This window comes from Cupriavidus basilensis (genome assembly GCF_008801925.2).
GTDB classification, from domain to species: domain Bacteria; phylum Pseudomonadota; class Gammaproteobacteria; order Burkholderiales; family Burkholderiaceae; genus Cupriavidus; species Cupriavidus basilensis.
The window spans coordinates 566986-584289 of the sequence record NZ_CP062804.1 but is presented as its reverse complement, the minus strand read 5'-3'; the positions used below and the strand labels follow the sequence as shown (position 1 = coordinate 584289).

General features: G+C 65.8%; 18 protein-coding genes. 14 read left to right on the top strand and 4 right to left on the bottom strand.

Annotation, left to right across the window (positions count from 1 at the left end; genetic code table 11):
* The first annotated feature begins 2 nt into the window (after positions 1–2).
* A complete protein-coding gene (locus F7R26_RS23605) occupies positions 3–1364 on the top strand; it encodes a serine hydrolase domain-containing protein (protein ID WP_150984940.1) in 1362 nt (453 codons plus the stop codon).
* A 15-nt stretch (positions 1365–1379) separates the two neighbouring features.
* On the opposite strand, the gene F7R26_RS23600 is transcribed toward F7R26_RS23605, so the two are convergent.
* The gene (locus F7R26_RS23600) at positions 1380–2339 is read right to left on the bottom strand and encodes a GlxA family transcriptional regulator (protein ID WP_150984939.1); all 960 of its coding nucleotides are present in this window, start codon (positions 2337–2339) and stop codon (positions 1380–1382) included.
* Between the two features lie 139 nt (positions 2340–2478).
* On the opposite strand from F7R26_RS23600, the gene F7R26_RS23595 reads away from it, so the two are divergent.
* The 5 genes from F7R26_RS23595 (at position 2479) to F7R26_RS23575 (ending at position 5231) form a co-directional block, all read left to right on the top strand.
* Positions 2479–2787: a DUF1272 domain-containing protein gene (locus F7R26_RS23595; protein ID WP_150984938.1), complete on the top strand. Its 309-nt coding sequence runs from the start codon at positions 2479–2481 to the stop codon at positions 2785–2787.
* A gap of 108 nt (positions 2788–2895) precedes the next feature.
* Entirely contained in the window at positions 2896–3237 is a 342-nt protein-coding gene (locus F7R26_RS23590) for an FKBP-type peptidyl-prolyl cis-trans isomerase (RefSeq protein WP_150984937.1), read from the top strand.
* Positions 3238–3325: 88 nt separating this feature from the next.
* Positions 3326–4522 (top strand): enoyl-ACP reductase FabV, encoded by a 1197-nt coding sequence (fabV, locus tag F7R26_RS23585; protein WP_150984936.1) that lies wholly within the window; start codon positions 3326–3328, stop codon positions 4520–4522.
* Between the two features lie 17 nt (positions 4523–4539).
* Positions 4540–4905, top strand: a complete 366-nt coding sequence (locus tag F7R26_RS23580) for a glyoxalase superfamily protein (protein ID WP_043353348.1) — start codon at positions 4540–4542, stop codon at positions 4903–4905.
* A gap of 38 nt (positions 4906–4943) precedes the next feature.
* On the top strand, positions 4944–5231 hold the full coding sequence (locus F7R26_RS23575) for a DUF6881 domain-containing protein (RefSeq protein ID WP_150984935.1): 288 nt from the start codon (positions 4944–4946) through the stop codon (positions 5229–5231).
* A 32-nt stretch (positions 5232–5263) separates the two neighbouring features.
* On the opposite strand, the gene F7R26_RS23570 is transcribed toward F7R26_RS23575, so the two are convergent.
* Positions 5264–5590: a cupin domain-containing protein gene (locus tag F7R26_RS23570; protein ID WP_150984934.1), complete on the bottom strand. Its 327-nt coding sequence runs from the start codon at positions 5588–5590 to the stop codon at positions 5264–5266.
* A gap of 335 nt (positions 5591–5925) precedes the next feature.
* Here F7R26_RS23570 and F7R26_RS23565 point away from each other — a divergent pair, with 335 nt between their 5' ends.
* The 5 genes from F7R26_RS23565 to F7R26_RS23545 all read left to right on the top strand — a co-directional run bounded on the left by F7R26_RS23565 (position 5926) and on the right by F7R26_RS23545 (position 11355).
* On the top strand, positions 5926–7635 hold the full coding sequence (locus tag F7R26_RS23565) for a serine hydrolase (protein ID WP_150984933.1): 1710 nt from the start codon (positions 5926–5928) through the stop codon (positions 7633–7635).
* 171 nt (positions 7636–7806) lie between these two features.
* A complete protein-coding gene (locus F7R26_RS23560; RefSeq protein ID WP_150984932.1) occupies positions 7807–9432 on the top strand; it encodes an FAD-dependent oxidoreductase in 1626 nt (541 codons plus the stop codon).
* A complete protein-coding gene (locus tag F7R26_RS23555) occupies positions 9429–9761 on the top strand; it encodes a 4Fe-4S dicluster domain-containing protein (RefSeq protein WP_150984931.1) in 333 nt (110 codons plus the stop codon). The genes F7R26_RS23560 and F7R26_RS23555 overlap by 4 nt, the downstream gene beginning before the upstream one ends.
* Positions 9762–10168: 407 nt before the next feature.
* A complete protein-coding gene (locus tag F7R26_RS23550; protein ID WP_150984930.1) occupies positions 10169–10699 on the top strand; it encodes an isochorismatase family protein in 531 nt (176 codons plus the stop codon).
* 197 nt (positions 10700–10896) lie between these two features.
* Complete coding sequence (locus F7R26_RS23545; protein ID WP_150984929.1) at positions 10897–11355, top strand: hypothetical protein; 459 nt, start codon at positions 10897–10899, stop codon at positions 11353–11355.
* 104 nt (positions 11356–11459) lie between these two features.
* Here F7R26_RS23545 and F7R26_RS23540 read toward each other — a convergent pair whose 3' ends face one another.
* Both F7R26_RS23540 and F7R26_RS23535 read right to left on the bottom strand, forming a co-directional pair.
* Positions 11460–13040: an aldehyde dehydrogenase (NADP(+)) gene (locus F7R26_RS23540; protein ID WP_150984928.1), complete on the bottom strand. Its 1581-nt coding sequence runs from the start codon at positions 13038–13040 to the stop codon at positions 11460–11462.
* 32 nt (positions 13041–13072) lie between these two features.
* The gene (locus tag F7R26_RS23535) at positions 13073–13999 is read right to left on the bottom strand and encodes a dihydrodipicolinate synthase family protein (protein ID WP_150984927.1); all 927 of its coding nucleotides are present in this window, start codon (positions 13997–13999) and stop codon (positions 13073–13075) included.
* Between the two features lie 159 nt (positions 14000–14158).
* Between F7R26_RS23535 and F7R26_RS23530 the strand changes: the two genes are divergently transcribed.
* The 3 genes from F7R26_RS23530 (at position 14159) to F7R26_RS23520 (ending at position 17303) form a co-directional block, all read left to right on the top strand.
* Positions 14159–15094, top strand: a complete 936-nt coding sequence (locus tag F7R26_RS23530; RefSeq protein WP_150984926.1) for a LysR family transcriptional regulator — start codon at positions 14159–14161, stop codon at positions 15092–15094.
* A gap of 180 nt (positions 15095–15274) precedes the next feature.
* Positions 15275–16240, top strand: a complete 966-nt coding sequence (locus F7R26_RS23525; protein ID WP_150984925.1) for a Bug family tripartite tricarboxylate transporter substrate binding protein — start codon at positions 15275–15277, stop codon at positions 16238–16240.
* 31 nt (positions 16241–16271) lie between these two features.
* Positions 16272–17303: a 4-hydroxythreonine-4-phosphate dehydrogenase PdxA gene (locus F7R26_RS23520; RefSeq protein WP_150984924.1), complete on the top strand. Its 1032-nt coding sequence runs from the start codon at positions 16272–16274 to the stop codon at positions 17301–17303.
* The last annotated feature ends 1 nt before the right edge of the window (position 17304 follow it).

The following is a 17304-nucleotide window of genomic DNA, read 5'->3' as shown; positions in this document are numbered from 1 at the left end:
GCATGCATCCTGGAAGCAGGCATGGCGCCAGCGCGGCGCGTTACGGCGCATCGATCGCCATCGCCGCGATACTCGCATCCGCATCCCCCCTGGCTGGCGCGCAAACGCCAAACCCGGCCGAGACCACCGACCCGGTCAGGCTTGGCATCATGCAGGGCTTTCCACCCGCGCCGGACAAGCGCGTGACCAAGGCGAACGCGTTCCAGCTCCCCAACCTGCGATGGGCGTTCCGCCATGCGCGGGAGACCTCGCCCACCGCCGGCATCACGCGCGCCGCGTCGCCGCACGCGTTGCCGGCTGCGCCGGTTGCGCGCCTTGACGATGTGACGTTCGACCTCGAGGGGCAACAGGTCAAATTGTCGAGCTACCTGCACGATACGTACACCGACGGCTTTATCGTCCTGCACAAGGGACAAGTCATCTACGAGCGCTACTTCGATTCCTTTGGTCCCCGGCAGCCTCATATCTGGGCTTCGATGACCAAGTCGATCACCGGCTTGCTTGCCGCCATGCTGATCGACGAAGGCAAGCTGGATCCCGATGCGAAACTGGCCAGCTACGTGCCGGAGCTGGCCGGCAACCCGTTCGGCGAAGCCACGATCCAGAAGAACCTGGACATGGAGGTAGCCGTCAGCTACCCGGCAAGCCTGCCGCCCGATCTGGGCCTGTTTGGCGCCGTTGGCCTGATTGCGCGCCGCGACGGCGCGCCCGACAATATCTACGACTTCCTGAAGGCCGCCCAGGTCCCGCAGCCAGCTGCCGGGACCAATGTCTGGTACTACCAGAACGGTTCCCCGGAGGCACTTGCCTGGGCGCTGCGCAGGATCACCGGCCAATCGTGGAGCGAGCTGGTTGCGCAGCGCATCTGGTCCCGCTTTGCCGAGGACGATGCCTATATCCAGGTCGACCAGCTCGGCACGGAAATGGCCAGTGGCGGCATGAACAGCACGCTGCGCGATGCCGCCCGCTTTGCCGAAGCGATTCGCAAGGCCAGCTCAGGCGAGAACCCGGGCGCCATCGCCGGCAAAGCCGTTCGCCTCGCGCTGAAGCCCAATGACAACCAGGCGCTGTTTGCCACCGGGAACCTGGCAGCCGGCAGAGCCAACTACGCCTACCGCGACTACTGGTACCAGGTCAACGATGGCGACGGATCGATCGAGGCAAGCGGGCGCTTTGGCCAGAAGATCTACATCAACCCGAAGAAGGCGCTGACCATCGTCAAGTTCTCGTCGAGCCCCGACACCGCGCCGCGGCCCACCAGCGCCAACGCCGCGTCTGCCGGCTCGACCCAGCGCCGGCCGGCCGAATCTCCGGCGGCATTCGCCAACGCCGTCAAGGCACTCTATGCGGCGATCCCGCATTAGGCGCCGCTGAAGCGTTCAAGCCTGTGACCGCCAGCGCGACGGCGGCACGGCCTCTTCCTGCCGCCACGCGGCGCGCAACGCCTGCGGGCTGGCAAAGCCGCAGCGCTGCGCAACCATCTCGACTGCCCAGTCGCTGTCCTTCAGCAACCTGCGTGCCAGATCCAGCCGCAATTGCTGCTGGTACTGCTTGAGCGTGACGCCGCACTCCTGCTGGAACAGCCGCGCCAGATGCCGATAGCTCAGCGCGAAGCGGCCGGCCAGCTCGCTGTACGACAATTCGCAGGCTGGCTGCCTGGTCAGGAAATCCTGCACGGCGTGGATGACCGGATGATGATGATCGCGGTAGCGCAGCTGCGCACCGAGCGCCGGATCCTGGCCCAGCCTGCGGAACGGCACGACGTTCTCGCGCGCGACCTGGATCGCGGCCGGGGCACCGAACGCGTGCCGGATGAGGTGCAGCGCGAGGTCGATGCCCGCCGACACACCGGCCGAGGTGATCAGCGCGCCATCTTCGACCAGCACCCGGCCGGCCAGCACCCGGGCGTGCGGATGGCGTTGCTGCAACCGCGCCAGGTGCTCATGGTGGGTCGTGCAGCTGCGCCCATCGAGCAGGCCGGCCGCGCCAAGCAGGAATGCCCCGGTGCAGACGCTGGCCAGCGTCACCTCGCCAAGGCGGGGCTGCACCACGGCCTGGAGCCAGTCAACGATCTTCCGGTGCTCCGGCGTGGACAGCGCGCTGAGCACGAGCTTGAAACCAACCACGATCACCACATCGCCGGGCGCCAGCCGTGCCGGCAAGGCCTGTATCCCGCTCAAGGCCAGGCCTTGAAAGCTTGTCAGCGCCTGCAGCGGCCCGACACAGTGAAGCGCCAGTGGCGAGATCCCGAGCGCGGCCACGGCGCCCAGCACCTGCATCGGCCCGCCAAGATCCAGCATGTGCACCTGCGGCGGCAGCACAAGGAAGATGCGCTTCATCGTTGCCCCCGATCGTTTCTCTTCGGATGGCACGATTTTTACCATACCTGTCATATTTTCGAATTGCTGCGATATTCCCTTGTAATTAGTATGGCAGGGAATTTACTGATATGACATGCCAGAGCGGAGGAGACTGAACATGCTGGAACTCAGGCCAAGCTGCGAGCACTGCAACAAGGCGCTCCCGCCAGCGTCGCTGGAAGCGCGCATCTGTAGCTATGAATGCACATTCTGTGCGTCATGCGTGGACGATGTCCTGGGCAATGTCTGCCCAAATTGTGGGGGCGGCTTCATGCCAAGGCCGATCCGGCCGTCGCGCGACTGGAAGGACAACAACTTCCTGGGCAACGATCCGGCGAGCACGAAAACCAAGCACCGGCCAGTGGACCCGGCCACGCATGCGCAGTTCTCAGCCGCCATTCGCGGGCTTCCTCCCGAGCAACGATAGTCGGCCCGATTGCAAAAATCCGTCCGCACCCTTCTGGTGGCACTGCCACGGGATGTAAACTCTGCCTCCTCGGTCAATGCACCCATGACCATGAAAAAAGAGCAGCGGATGAGCAACGAACTACAGGTTGAGGACATGCAACTCGGCGACGGCAAGGCCGTGGTCAAAGGCGCCTTGATCACCACCCAGTACAGCGGCTACCTGGAGGACGGCACCAGGTTCGACTCCTCCTACGATCGCGGCAAGCCCTTCCAGTGCGTGATCGGCACCGGGCGCGTGATCAAAGGCTGGGACCTGGGGCTGATGGGCATGAAAGTCGGCGGCAAGCGCAAGCTCCATGTCCCCGCCCACCTTGCCTATGGCGAGCGGCAGGTCGGCGCCCATATCAAGCCAAACTCGAACCTGGTCTTCGAGATCGAGCTGCTGGAAGTGCTGACGCGAGACGATTGATACTGACGCCCATACAAGCTGGCGCATGCCGAAGGCCGGGGTTCCACCGGGGTTCCATTACAATCCACCAAAATTGCAAGGAACCACCATGATCATCGGACCCCGCGTGCGCGGCTTTATGTGTGTCACCGCCCACCCCGCCGGCTGCGAAGCCAACGTCAACCAGCAGATCGCCTACGTGAAGGCAAATGGCCCGGTCGCCAACGGACCCAAGAAGGTCCTGGTCATCGGCGCCTCCACGGGCTATGGGCTTGCCGCTCGCATCACGGCGACGTTCGGCTGCGACGCCGACACGCTCGGCGTGTTCTTCGAGCGCGCCGGCACCGAGAGCAAGCCTGGCACCGCGGGCTGGTACAACACGGCGGCGTTTCACAAGGCGGCAATGGCCGCGGGCCGCTATGCCATGAGCATCAATGGCGACGGCTTCTCCGACGAGATCAAGCAGCACACCATTGACATCATCAAGCGCGATCTTGGCCAGGTCGACCTGGTCGTCTACAGCCTTGCTGCGCCGCGGCGAAAGCACCCTAAGACGGGGGAAATCTTCAATTCCACGCTCAAGCCCATTGGCAAGGAAATCCGGCAGCGCGGCCTGGACACCGACAAAGAGGTCATCAAGGAAATCAACCTGCAGCCAGCAACGCAGGAAGAGATCGATCACACGGTCGCCGTGATGGGCGGCGAAGACTGGCAAATGTGGATCGACGCCCTGCTCGCGGCCGGCGTGCTCGCCGATAATGCAAAGACCACCGCATTCACCTACCTGGGCGAGAAGGTCACCCACGACATCTACTGGAACGGCTCCATCGGCGCCGCCAAGAAAGACCTGGACCAGAAGGTGCTGGACCTGCGCGCCAAGCTGGCCGCCACCGGCGGCGACGCCCGCGTCGCGGTGCTCAAGGCCGTGGTGACCCAGGCCAGCTCCGCCATCCCGGTGATGCCCCTGTACCTGTCGCTGCTGTTCAAGGTCATGAAGGAAACCGGCACCCACGAAGGCTGCATCGAGCAGGTCTACTCACTCTACCAGGACTGCCTGTACAGCCAGTCGCCACGCCAGGATACCGAAGGCCGCCTGCGCACGGACGAGAAGGAACTCAGCCCGGATGTCCAGGCCCGCGTGACGCAGTTGTGGGACCAGGTCACCGACGACAATATCTACGCGCTCACCGATTTTGCAGGCTACAAGGCGGAGTTCCTGCGCCTGTTCGGGTTCGGCATCGACGGCGTGGACTATGCGGCCGACGTCAATCCTGCCGTGGAGATTCCCAACCTGGTCGAAGCGTAAGCCGCAGGCATAACGCCATGAACCTGTCCCCCGCCATCCCCATCTTCCGGATCTTCTCGGTCGAGAAGGCCAAGGAATTCTATCTGGACTATCTTGGCTTTTCCCTCGATTGGGAGCATCGTTTCGGTGAGGAATTTCCGCTCTACGCCCAGGTGAGGCGATCCGGCCTGACGCTGCACCTGAGCGAGCACCATGGCGACGCCACGCCGGGTTCGACGGTGTTCGTCCCCGTGGAGGACATCGATGCCCTGCATCGCGAACTGGATGCCAGACAGTATCGCTATGCAAAACCGGGCATCGACGTGGTGGGCTGGGGACGGCAGTTGCAAGTCGCGGATCCGTTTGGCAACCGCCTGCGGTTCTGCGAGCTATCCAAGGACTAGGTTTTGTTTGGCGACACGCGGCTTGAAGGGAGACCCCGATGGAATACATCGACGTCATCTGGCGGCACGAGCTACCCTCTGAGCCGGTTCGGCTCGTGTCGGAGCTTGACGGCGCACGCTTCGAGACCAGGAAGCTGGAGTTCTTCCGGGATGGAACCGTAGGCTTTGCGAGCACCGGCGCGGCAACGGGCAGCACCAATCTCGGGCTGGTGCCGGTTCCCGGCCTTGCCGAGATCAACGCCGACCCGGAGTTCGACGGCACGGCGATGACACCGGAGGAATTTGAAGTCCTCTGGCTATTGCACGCGCGCCCGGCAAAGCACTGAGCCGTTCCTGGCGGCGCCAGCTACGGCACGTGCTACAGCAGCACCAGTGTCACCAGCAGCGATGCGTTGCTGATCGCCGTCACATCGTGCATCACGTTGGACTCCAGATAGATCAGGTCGCCCTGGCGCAACAGCCGGTGCGCGCCCTCCACGCCGATATCGACCTCCCCTTCCAGGCACTGCACCGTGATTGGCCCGGCTACCGCATGGGCCGGCATATGCTTGCCTGCGGTCAGCACCAGGCGCATGACCTCCAGGCGGCTTTCCTTGAAGAAGGCGGTAGTGGGGGTCTTCGCGAGACGCTCGCCTAGCGGCAGCACGCTGGCCACCTGGCCGGAAGCTAGATGAGGCAGGGACATGGGCGGCTCCTCTGGTGTGAACGGTATGGGCAATGCGAGCAACGCGAGCGATGTGGGGCGTGGCGGGCACTTCAGTGCGAAGCGCCTCGGTCCGGACAATCCATTCTAGTCGTGCCCGCCAGCGATCCGGAAATTGGCAGACACGGAAAAACCCCGATACCTGGCCGTCGCGCCGCCACAACACACCCTCCTTGGTGGCGATAGCAGTTTGCCGGGGCGGTGCTAACGTCTGGCGCACGCTGGGATTCCCGCGGGCAAGCCGGCGCGCAACGCACAACGCAAACCGCGCCGACGTCCGATAAGCCATGCCGTTGCACAGACAAGGACCCCGCACCATGCTCAGTGATTTCGATGATCTCGTTCAGGCGTCGATGCAAGAATGGAAGGTGCCGGGCCTTGCGATCGCTATGATCCGGGATGGCGAAACGGTGCTGGTAAAAGGCTATGGCGTGCGCGACACCGAAGCGCCGGCGCCCGTGACGGCGGACACCCAGTTCCTGCTGTGCTCGCTCACCAAGTCCTTCACCGCCGCCGGGCTTGGCCTGCTGGTGGACGAGCGCAAGCTCGACTGGACCCGGCCCGTGCGCGATTACATACCGGAGTTTCGGCTGCACGATGCGGTTGCGACCGAGCGCGTGACCGTGCGGGACTTGCTTTGCCATCACAGCGGCATGCCGCGCCACGACTGGATCCACTCGCCGGGAGACCTGTCCATGGTGCAGATCCTGGCGGCCTTGCGCCATCTGGAGCCGAGCCGGGACGTGCGCGAGGCCTACCAGTACCAGAACCTGGGGTATCTCGTGGCCGGGCATATCGCGGAGCGCATCAGCGGGCAGCGCTGGGAGGATTTCACCACCGAGCGCCTGCTCCGTCCGCTGGGCTTCGCGCACTTCGGGCTATCCATCGAAGCGCTCGCCGCCGCGCCGAACCATGCGCATCCGCACATCATGCAGGGCGACGAAAGCCAGCGTGCGATGCTGACGCCTATCCGTGCTCTGCCCGCCGGCGGGCTCAATGCCTGCGTGTCGGACCTGGCGAAATGGATGCGCTTGCTGATCGATGAAGGCTCCGTGGACGGCAAGCCGCTGGTGTCGGAAGCTATCATCCGGCAAATGATGACCCCGCGCGTGCACGTGGGCCGCTCCGTGTTCAAAGAAGTGGGTGAGTTCCACTACGGGCTCGGCCTGTCGCTGGAACACTATCGCGGCGAACGGAAGGTCTCCCACACCGGCAGCTGGGTCGGCTGGGCCCACTCGATGGCGATGCTGCCGGAACGCCGGATCGGCGTCGCGGTGCTGACCAATCGCGCCCCAAGTGCCGTCACCGAACTGCTGACCTACACCGCGCTCGATCAGCTTTGCGGCCACAAGCCGATCGACTGGTTCGACCGGTTCCTCGCCATGCGCCGCCAGGCGCTTGCTCAGCAGAAGATCGACCAACAGGCGCGCAGCGAATGGCGCCGGACCGGCACCACGCCGAGCCATCCGCTTGACGACTATGCGGGCGAGTACGAACACCCGGCTTACGGGCGGATCGGCATCACCAAAGAGAACAACGCTCTGGCATGGCGCTGGCGCGGCATGTCGGGCCAGCTCGAACACCGCCACTACGATGTGTTCACTACCCCCGACAAGCCAGCTGAGATCCATCCCGATAACCTTCCACTGAGCTTCGGCTATGACCGGGAAGGCAACATCGACCGGATCTGCGCGCCTTTGGAGCCGATGGTGGCGGATATCGTGTTTCGCCGCGCGGCGGGCGGCGACGTGCTCGACCCGGCATTCCGCGCCCTCTGCGCTGGCAGCTTCCTGCACGGCGCGCAGGAGATCAGCGTCACGCTCGACGCGGCGGGCCAGCTATCGCTGCGCATCGGCGGGCAGCAAAGTTGGCCACTGCGGCCATTTGACGGTCGGACCTTTGACCTCGAAGGCCTCCAGGGGTATCGGGTCGCGTTTCGCCGTCCCTCCCCAGACATCGTGGACGCGGTCATCTTCTACCAGCCGGATGGCACCTTCCTGGCACTGCGGCAGGCTATGTCAGCGTAAAACAGTCCAGGCGATAACGCGGGCCTGGCGCAGACGCAGCGGCAAGACAAAGGCCCGCTGCGGCGAGCGCATATGGATTGCACCAAAGCTTCGTTGCGCGGCCCGCGCCAGTTGGCTACTGTCATTCGATCATTCGATCTGCCAATCGCCACTGCCGGGAGGAATCGCCGCATGCCATCCATCGGGACCGAGTACCACGCCAGGACGCCCGCGCCACAGACCGATGTGCTGGTCATCGGCGGCGGCCCTGCCGGCACCTGGGCAGCCATTGCCGCTGCCGAAAGCGGCGCGCGCGTCGTGCTGGCCGACAAAGGTTACTGCGGCACCTCGGGCGCAACGGCGGCAGCCGGCACCGCTATCTGGCACGTTGCACCCGACCCTGCCGCGCGCGCGGCGGCCAAGGCCAGCCGCTACACACTTGGCGGCGAACTGGCCGAGCCGGCCTGGATGGACCGGGTGCTGGACCGCACCTACGCGGGGCTCGAACAGCTTGCGCAATGGGGCTACCCTTTTCCGCAGGACGCCTCCGGCCAGGCGCAGCGCATCTCCCTGCAAGGGCCGGAGTACATGCGGCTGATGCGCCGGCGCGCCAAGGCGGCGGGCGTCCGCATTCTCGACCACAGCCCGGCGCTGGCCCTGCTGGTGGATGCCGGCGGTGCGGTGCGCGGCGCACGGGGCCTGCACCGCCAGCCCCGCGCGGGCCAGCCGGGCGAGTGGACGCTGCGCGCAAGCGCGGTGGTGATCGCCACCGGGGGCTGCGCCTTCCTCAGCCGCGCACTGGGCTGCAACGTGCTGACCGGCGACGGTTACCTGATGGCGGCCCAGGCCGGCGCCGACCTGTCCGGCATGGAGTTCTCCAATGCGTATGGCCTTGGGCCCGCGTTCTCGTCGGTCACCAAATCGCTGTTCTACCAATGGGCAACCTTCTATGACGCGCGGGGCCAGGTGCTGGAAGGCGCGGGTTCCGCGCAGGGCCGCAGCGTGATTGCCCGCGCGCTGCAAACGCAAGCGGTGTACGCACGGCTGGACCGCGCGGACGCCAAGGTGCGTGCGTGGATGCGCAGCGCCCAGCCAAACTATTTCCTGCCCTTCGACCGCCTTGGCATCGATCCCTTCACGCAACGCTTCCCGGTGACCTTGCGGCTGGAAGGCACGGTGCGCGGCACCGGCGGCCTGCGCATCCTGGACGCGCAATGCGCCACCAGCGTGCCCGGCCTGTACGCAGCCGGCGACGCCGCCACGCGCGAACTGATCTGCGGCGGCTTTACCGGCGGCGGCAGCCACAACGCCGCATGGGCGATGTCGTCCGGCTGGTGGGCCGGCCAGGGCGCGGCCGCCTTCGCGCAGGATGCGCGCCTCACGACCGGGCAAACCCTGTACAGCGCCGGCTACGGAAACCCAGCGCAGGCGACCCCGGATGAGCCTGACGTATCGGCACTCGTCAGCGCCGTGCAAGCCGAAGTGTTTCCCTACGCGCGCAACTGGTTCCGCCATGGCGAGGCGCTCACCGATTCACTGGCGCGGCTCGATGCGCTTTGGCGGCAATGGGGCGACGCCGCTGCGCCACCCGGCGCAGCGCATGCCTTGCGCACACGCGAGGCCACCGCCATGCTCGCCACCGCGCGCTGGATGTACCGCAGCGCGCTGGCGCGCACCGAGACGCGCGGCATGCACCGGCGCATCGATCATCCGGCCCAGGACACAAGCCAGCGCCACCGGGTGATCAGCGGCGGGCTGGACGAAGTCTGGACCGCACGCGAGAACATCGCCGGCACCACCTGGAAGGCAGCCGCATGATCGAACTGCTCAACAGCGCGCGCTGCACCGGCTGCAATATTTGCGTGCGCGTATGCCCCACCAATGTCTTCGCCATCGTGCCCGGACAGCCGCCGGCGATCGCGCGCCAGCAGGACTGCCAAACCTGCTTCATGTGCGAGCTGTACTGCCCCGAAGACGCGCTCTTCGTGGCGCCGCTGGCCGACGCCTGCCAGCCGGCGGACGGCGCAGCCTCCATGCAGCCCCGCCACGCCGGGAGCTACCGCGCGGCAGTAGGCTGGGGCAGCGGCCGCACATCCACCGCCGCGCAGGACGGCAGCCACGCGCTGCTTGGACTGGTCCGGCGCTAGCAAACCAGGGATGTAACAGGGAATCCATGAAAGACCTGATCGACTGGATCACCGCCATCGCCACCGTCGCGCTGGTGTACGCGGCGCTGCGCTACCCGCTCTATCCGCCACGCTTTGGCGCCACGGATGAGAAGCGTGACAGCTGACCAGCCCTGCGCCACATCGACCCACTGCCGCCTTGGCCAGTTGCGCCAGGTGCTTGGGCGAAATGCGGATCGCGGCATGGGTTGCATCGGGCGGGCCGGGTTCCTCCAGGAGCATCTTGATGCGTTTCGTGTACCCAGGTCATGATCGACCTGCCTGAGCCGGCCTCAAAGCGGGACAATGCGGCTTGAGACTTCAACCGCTCCCACCGGGAATCGCATGCGGAAAACGATGGGGACACCAACTCGCCAAAGGAAATGAACATGCTGCACAACGCCGCCGAATCCGTTCTAGTGCTGGTGGATTTCCAGGGGCGCCTGATGCCGGCGATCCACGAAGGCGATCGCGTGGCAAAGGAGGCCGTCCGTCTCGCCAACATCGCGCGCGTGCTGGGCGTGCCTGTGATTGGCACCGAACAAAGCCCTGGCAGCCTGGGCGGGAATATCGATGACATCAAGCGCCTGTGCGATCGGACCCTGGCCAAGGATTACTTCGACGGCTGCCGGGACGGTTTGCTCGACATGCTTCCTGAAGGCCGGAGGAACGTGGTGGTAGCCGGCTGCGAAGCCCACGTCTGCGTGCTCCAGACCGTTGCCGGGCTGCTCGGGCACGGCTTGAAAGTCACCGTGGTGCTGGATGCCATTGGCTCGCGGCAAGCCTCCAGCCGGGAGGCGGCAATCGACAGGATGCGCAACGGCGGGGCAATCGCGGCCACGGTCGAGATGGTTGCCTTTGAATGGATGCGTACGAGCCAGCATGAACGGTTCCGGGAGGTGCTTGGCTTTGTGAAGTAGTGGGCAGCGGTGCGCCCGTGCCGCCTGCCTACATATTCAAAAATTCTGAATAACCTATCCGGATAAGACTGGTCTTACGCACCGATGATTCTCCTATAGTTCGTTACATGGACGGCGCGCACAAACAAAGCAACGTTCTGGCAGTCGCAGCGAACAATCAACGAAATTCAACGAATTTTAAGATACTGGAGAACATCATGACCAAGACCTTCGCCCTCAAGCTCGCTTCCACCCTCGTGCTGTCGCTCGCCGCCATCGGCGCCGCCCAGGCCGCTTCCGCCAGGGACACCCTCGCCGGCGACAAGTACGGCTATGAATTCCGCACCTCGGTCCCCGCCGACAAGTACGGCTACGACTTCCGCTCCACCGACACCTTCACCGACGGCGCACGCAGCGGCAAGCTGGATACCTTCACCGAAGGCGCCCGCATCGCCGGCCTGGACCGCTCCGGGGTTTCGGCTACACCGGCCCGCAGCTTCGATGCCTACACCGACGGTGCACGTGCCGGCAAGTTTGACCCGTACACCGATGGCGCGCTGGTTGCCGGCCTGGATCGCACCGGCGTATCGGCTACGCCGGCCCGCAGCTTCGATGCCTACACCGATGGCGCTCGCAGCGGCAAGGTCGATGTCTTCACCGAAGGCGCCAACGCCTGATGCATCCGTTAGCAAGAGGTTTCACCGCGCGCGGTGCCGGCTGACAGCCGCGCCGCGCGCTTTGCTTTGAAGCGAGATGGAACATGTGAGCTAACAGCTAACGGCTAATGGATAGATTGCATTTCGCCGTCCACCCGCACCGCAAGACCCAGCGGATTGCCCGCGCGCAACGCTTGCGGCAGTAAAGCCGCGGGCATGTCCTGGTAGCAGACCGGACGCAGGAAGCGCGCGATCGCCAGCGAGCCAACGGAGGTTGAACGCCCGTCCGACGTGGACGGATATGGGCCGCCGTGCACCATGGCGTGGCTGACTTCCACACCCGTGGCGAAACCGTTCACCAAGATCCGGCCCACGCGCCGCTCCAAGGCTGGCAGGAAGCTGCGCGCAGTCTCGTAGTCGGCTTCATCGATGTGGATGGCGGCGGTCAGTTGCCCTTCGAGGGATTCCACCACGCACTGCATGCTGGCCAGGTCCGGGCAACGCACCACCAGCGACGCCGCGCCGAATATCTCCGCGCGCAGGGCCTCGTGTTCGAGGAACGCTTGCGCGGTGGTGGAGAACAATGCGGCCTGCCCCTGGTATTGCACACCCGCCTGGCCACGCGCCACCGTGCTCACCTGCGGATGGCGGCCGATGGTTTCCACCCCCGCGCCGTAAGCGCGGTGAATGCCGGGAGTGAGCATGGTTGAAGCCGGGATCTGCGCGATCGCCGCTTCGGCCGCTGCCAGGAAGCGCTCCAGATCCGGGCCGTCCACGGCAAGGATCAGGCCGGGATTGGTGCAGAACTGGCCGGCGCCCAGCGTCAGCGAGGCAGCGAACGCCTTGCCGATGGCATCAGCGCGGTTGCCCAGCGCGTTGGGGAACAGCAGGACCGGGTTGATGCTGCTCATTTCCGCGTAGACGGGAATCGGCTCGCTGCGGGCCGCGGCGAGCTGCATCAGCGCGGTGCCGCCGGCGCGCGAGCCGGTGAAGCCGACCGCCTTGATGCGATGATCGCTGACCAGCCCCTGCGCGATCTCCAGCCCGGAGTCGAACAGCAGCGAGAACGTGCCCTCAGGCAAGCCAAGTTCTTCCACCGCCCTCTGGATCGCACGGCCGACCAGCTCCGAGGTACCGGGATGCGCCGGATGCGCCTTGACGACGACCGGGCAGCCGGCGGCGAGCGCCGACGCCGTGTCGCCTCCCGCCACCGAGAACGCCAGCGGGAAATTGCTGGCGCCGAACACGGCCACCGGGCCCAGCGCGATGTGGCGCAGGCGCAGGTCCACGCGCGGCAGCGGCATGCGCTCCGGCTGCGCGGGATCGATGCGCAGACCGAGGAAGTCGCCCTTGCGCACCACGCCGGCAAACAGCCGCAACTGGCCCACGGTGCGCCCCCGTTCGCCTTCGATGCGGGCGCGCGGCAGTCCGCTCTCGCTGACGCAGCGCGCGATCAGCGCGTCGCCGAGCTCCAGGATATTGGCGGCGATCTTCTCGAGGAACGCGGCGCGTTGCTCGAGCGGCGTTTCGCGATACGCATCGAACGCCTGCGCGGCCAGCGCGCAAGCCTGGTCCAGCTGCGAGCGCGTGGCGCCGCCAAAAGCCGGCGCCAGGGTCTCGCCGGATGCGGGATCGATGGCCCGGATCTCGCCATGGGTGCCGCGCACGGACTGGCGGCCAATAAGCAGTTCGCCTGTGAGTTTCATCTTGGGTCCTTGAAATGAAAAGGCGGCGCGCCTCACTTGCCCCAGCGCAGCACTATCGGATCCAGCCGGCGCGCGATCTGCAGTAAGCCGGCACGCGTGGCCGGGTGCATGGGCTGCAAGGGATGGCGCAGCGCGTCGCAGGCAATCACGCCGCCCTCCTTCATCAGCGCCTTGGCGGTTGCCAGCCAGCCTTGCCGGTTCTCATAGTTGATCAGCGGCAGCCATTGCTGGTAATGCTGCGCGGCCAGCTCCGTGTCGCCGGCCTGGTAGGCATCGACGATCTTGCGGATGCCATCGGGGAAGCCCGCGCCGGTCATCGCGCCGGTGGCGCCGGCATCCAGGTCGGCCATCAACGTGATGGCTTCCTCACCATCCCACGGGCCGACGATGGCGTCGCCGCCAAGCGCGATCAGCTCGCGCAGCTTTACCGCGGCTTGCGGCACCTCGATCTTGAAGTAAGAGACGTTGGCAATCTCCTTGGCCATGCGCGCCAGGAACGGCGCCGACAGCGTGGTGCCGCTGACAGGCGCGTCCTGGATCATGATGGGGATATCGATCGCCGCCGAGACGGTCGCGAAGAAGTCGTAGATGGCGTGCTCGGGCACGCGGATGGTGGCGCCGTGGTATGGCGGCATCACCATCACCATGGCGGCGCCGGCATCCTGCGCGGCACGGCTGCGCTCGGCGCAGATGCGCGAGCTGAAATGCGTGGTGGTGACGATCACCGGAACGCGGCCGGCCACGTGCTCAAGCACCGTGGTCATCAGCAGGCTGCGCTCATCGTCGGTGAGGACGAACTGCTCGGAGAAGTTCGCCAGGATGCAGATGCCGTTGGAGCCGGCGTCGATCATGAAATCGATGCAGCGGCGCTGGCCGTCGAGGTCAAGGCCACCTTGCTCGTCGAAGATGGTGGGGGCCACCGGGAATACGCCACGGTAGGCGGGATGGATATCGGGCATGGTGTCTCTCTCCTTGTTATGGCTGGGCGACTTGCGGCAGGGAATGAATATACGGCGCGCCATGCCACGCTGTATATTGAAACCTTTCCATCTCGTGATCGCTTTTACGACTCACATGGCCGCTCACATGACCGTCATCCTTCCGGAACCCGAACGCACATGAAAGCCACGCTGGACGTGCTGATGTCCCGCCTGCGCATGAAGCAGCTGCAATTGCTGATCGCGCTGGACGACCACAAATCGCTGCACCAGGCCGCGTCGGCCATGTCCATGACGCAGTCCGCGGCCAGCAAGGCCTTGCAGGAACTGGAAGGCATGCTCGATGCGCCGCTGTTCGAGCGTTCCAAGACCGGCATGCGGCCGAACCAGTTCGGCCACTGCGTGATCCGCTATGCCCGCCTGCTGGCAACGGACCTGACGTCGCTGTGCCAGGACATGGCCGAGATCCGCTCGGGCCGCGGCGGGCACCTGGCCGTGGGCACCATCATGGGCGCGGTGCCGCAGGTGCTGGTGCCGGCGCTCGATGCCATGCAGGCCGACCAGCCGAACCTGTCCATCGAGATCGTCGAGGACACCAGCCTGCGCATGCTGACGCTGCTCGACGATGGCCGGCTGGACCTTGTCATCGGTCGCGCGCTGGTCAGCGAGCAGCCCGCCAGTTATCACTACGAGCCGCTGGGCGACGAGCCGATCTCCGTGGTGGTGGGCTATGCCCACGCGGCGCCGCGCGGCCGGGAACTGGACTTTGCCGACCTTGCCGGCTACCGCTGGATCGTTTATCCCGGCCAGATGCCCATGCATGCCCTGCTGCAGCGGGAGCTGGACATGGCGGGACTGGGCATGCCGCCCAATGCGATCTCTACCTCATCCACCTTTGTCACGGTGACCATGCTGCAGCGCAGGGCCAAGCTGGTATCGCTGTTGCCGACCAGCGTGGCGGAGCTGTTTGCCCGGCAAAAGCTGCTGCGGATCCTGCCGGTGCGGATGCAGTCCCGGCAACAGACCTTCGGCATCGTGACCCGGCGCGGGGGCACGCTGTCCGCCGCGGCCGGCCAGTTGATCAAGCTGCTGCGTGCCGGGTGTTCGCCAGCCTGAAAGGGCGTTCCGGCCCGGCCGCAGGGCTTGCAAGACACGCCAGAGGGCGTCCCGATGTATTCCCACAGGTAATCACCCATTCAATAAACATCATTAGTCAGATATCACTCCGATCCTTATAGTCTGGCTATCCGCGCATCTGCACATCAGCGCAGGCCCATAACAAGGATGGAGACAACGATGAAACGATGGATGTCCGGCGCCCTCGCCGGCTTGCTGGGAATTGCCACCGCCATGACCGGCGCCTACGCGCAAGACACCCGCCCGGTACGGTTGATGGTGGGTGCCGCGCCCGGCGGCGGCACCGACGTCATGGCCCGCATCGTCTCCGACAAGCTCGCCGCCATCCTCAAGCAACCCGTGGTGGTGGACAACCGGCCCGGCGCTTCCAACACCATTGCCGCCGACATCACGGCCAAGTCCGCGCCCGATGGCAACACGCTGCTGATGGGTGTGGTCACCTCGCAAGCTATCGCGCCGCACCTGCTCAAGCTGCAATTCAATCCGCTCAAGGACCTGGTGCCGGTGGCGCTGGTGTCGTCGGTGCCCAATGTACTGGTGGTCAACAACCAGGTGACGGCGCGCGACGTCAAGTCGCTGGTGGCGCAGATCCAGGCCAATCCCGACAAATTCCGCTATAGCTCCTCCGGCGTCGGCAGCACCCAGCACCTGGCCGGCGCGGCGTTTGCGCACCAGATCCACGGCAAGCTGCTGCACGTGCCCTACAAGAGCAGCAGCAGCGCGCTGGTGGACCTGATGGGCGGGCAGGTCGACATGAGCTTCGAGACCATGCCGTCCGTCATCAACCATATCAAGGCCGGCAAGCTGCGCGCGCTGGCGGTCACCGCCGACCAGCGCTCGGCGCTGTTGCAGAGCGTGCCCACGCTGGCCGAAGCCGGCGTGCCGGGCATCCAGACCAATGCCTGGTACGGCGTCTACGCCCCCGCCGGCACGCCACCCGCCACGCTGCAAAAGCTGGGTGCCGCGCTGGCCACCGTACTCAAGGACCCCGACACCGTGCGCCGCCTCAACGACGTAGGCGCGCTGCCGGGCACGCTCAATGCTGCCCAGTTCGATGCCTTCTCGCGCGCCGAATATGCGCGCTACGGCAAGATGATCGCCGAGCTCGGCGTCAAGCTGGACTGAACCAACATCTCCCGATCACTCTGAGAACCCCATGACCCAACGACCCAGAATCGCCATGGTGCTCGGCGACCCCGCCGGCATCGGCCCCGAACTGATCGCCAAGCTGCTTGCGGACCCCGATACCGCGGCGCGCGCCGATATCCTGCTGATTGCCGATCGCGACGAATGGCGTCACGGCATGCAGGTGGCCGGTGTTGACATCGCGCTGCGCGAAACCGATTCGCTGGTGTTCGCCGGCAATGACAGCGACAACGCGGCGCGCCTGTTCCACTGGCAACTCGACGGCAAGCCCGCCTACCAGCGCGGCGTGGCCAGCGCCGAAGGCGGGCGCTACAGCCTCGGCACGCTGGCACTGGCGCTGGAACTGGCCGACGCCGGCAAGGCCGATGCCATCCTGTTCGGCCCGCTCAACAAGAGCGCGCTGCACGCCGCCGGCATGGGGCATAACGACGAGCTGCACTGGTTCGCCGAGAAGCTCGGCTACCACGGCGCGTTCTGCGAGTTCAATGTGCTCGATGGCCTGTGGACCTCCCGCGTGACGTCGCACGTGGCGCTCAAGGACGTGCCCGCCATGATCAGCCGCGCCAGCGTTGGCGACGCCATCGACCTGATCGACCAGGCCCTGCGCGGCGCCGGCATGGCCCGCCCGCGCATTGCCGTGTGTGGCCTGAACCCGCACAACGGCGACAACGGCGCCTTCGGACGCGAGGAGATCGACATCATCGCGCCGGCCGTGGCCGACGCACAGGCGCGCGGCGTGGCGGCCGATGGCCCGTTCCCCGCCGACACCATCTTCCTCAAGGTGCAGGGCGGCCCGGCGCAGCGGCAGTTCGACGCCATCGTCACGATGTATCACGACCAGGGCCAGATCGGCATCAAGCTGATGGGCTTCTCGCGCGGGGTCACCGTGCAGGGCGGCCTGCCGGTGCCGATCACCACGCCGGCCCACGGCACCGCCTTCGATATCACGCAGCAAGGCCGCGCCGACCTCGGCGCCACGCTGCAGGCTTTCCGCATTGCCTGCCAGATGGGCAGCAGCCGCGCAGCCCGCAGAGCCGCCTAAG

What these genes read in the sequence shown, in the direction of transcription:
- F7R26_RS23605 (WP_150984940.1), top strand. Translation starts at nt 3, where the DNA reads ATGCATCCTGGAAGCAGGCATGGCGCCAGCGCGGCGCGTTACGGCGCA.
- F7R26_RS23600 (WP_150984939.1), bottom strand. Translation starts at nt 2,339, where the DNA reads ATGAAGCGCATCTTCCTTGTGCTGCCGCCGCAGGTGCACATGCTGGAT.
- F7R26_RS23595 (WP_150984938.1), top strand. Translation starts at nt 2,479, where the DNA reads ATGCTGGAACTCAGGCCAAGCTGCGAGCACTGCAACAAGGCGCTCCCG.
- F7R26_RS23590 (WP_150984937.1), top strand. Translation starts at nt 2,896, where the DNA reads ATGAGCAACGAACTACAGGTTGAGGACATGCAACTCGGCGACGGCAAG.
- fabV (WP_150984936.1), top strand. Translation starts at nt 3,326, where the DNA reads ATGATCATCGGACCCCGCGTGCGCGGCTTTATGTGTGTCACCGCCCAC.
- F7R26_RS23580 (WP_043353348.1), top strand. Translation starts at nt 4,540, where the DNA reads ATGAACCTGTCCCCCGCCATCCCCATCTTCCGGATCTTCTCGGTCGAG.
- F7R26_RS23575 (WP_150984935.1), top strand. Translation starts at nt 4,944, where the DNA reads ATGGAATACATCGACGTCATCTGGCGGCACGAGCTACCCTCTGAGCCG.
- F7R26_RS23570 (WP_150984934.1), bottom strand. Translation starts at nt 5,590, where the DNA reads ATGTCCCTGCCTCATCTAGCTTCCGGCCAGGTGGCCAGCGTGCTGCCG.
- F7R26_RS23565 (WP_150984933.1), top strand. Translation starts at nt 5,926, where the DNA reads ATGCTCAGTGATTTCGATGATCTCGTTCAGGCGTCGATGCAAGAATGG.
- F7R26_RS23560 (WP_150984932.1), top strand. Translation starts at nt 7,807, where the DNA reads ATGCCATCCATCGGGACCGAGTACCACGCCAGGACGCCCGCGCCACAG.
- F7R26_RS23555 (WP_150984931.1), top strand. Translation starts at nt 9,429, where the DNA reads ATGATCGAACTGCTCAACAGCGCGCGCTGCACCGGCTGCAATATTTGC.
- F7R26_RS23550 (WP_150984930.1), top strand. Translation starts at nt 10,169, where the DNA reads ATGCTGCACAACGCCGCCGAATCCGTTCTAGTGCTGGTGGATTTCCAG.
- F7R26_RS23545 (WP_150984929.1), top strand. Translation starts at nt 10,897, where the DNA reads ATGACCAAGACCTTCGCCCTCAAGCTCGCTTCCACCCTCGTGCTGTCG.
- F7R26_RS23540 (WP_150984928.1), bottom strand. Translation starts at nt 13,040, where the DNA reads ATGAAACTCACAGGCGAACTGCTTATTGGCCGCCAGTCCGTGCGCGGC.
- F7R26_RS23535 (WP_150984927.1), bottom strand. Translation starts at nt 13,999, where the DNA reads ATGCCCGATATCCATCCCGCCTACCGTGGCGTATTCCCGGTGGCCCCC.
- F7R26_RS23530 (WP_150984926.1), top strand. Translation starts at nt 14,159, where the DNA reads ATGAAAGCCACGCTGGACGTGCTGATGTCCCGCCTGCGCATGAAGCAG.
- F7R26_RS23525 (WP_150984925.1), top strand. Translation starts at nt 15,275, where the DNA reads ATGAAACGATGGATGTCCGGCGCCCTCGCCGGCTTGCTGGGAATTGCC.
- F7R26_RS23520 (WP_150984924.1), top strand. Translation starts at nt 16,272, where the DNA reads ATGACCCAACGACCCAGAATCGCCATGGTGCTCGGCGACCCCGCCGGC.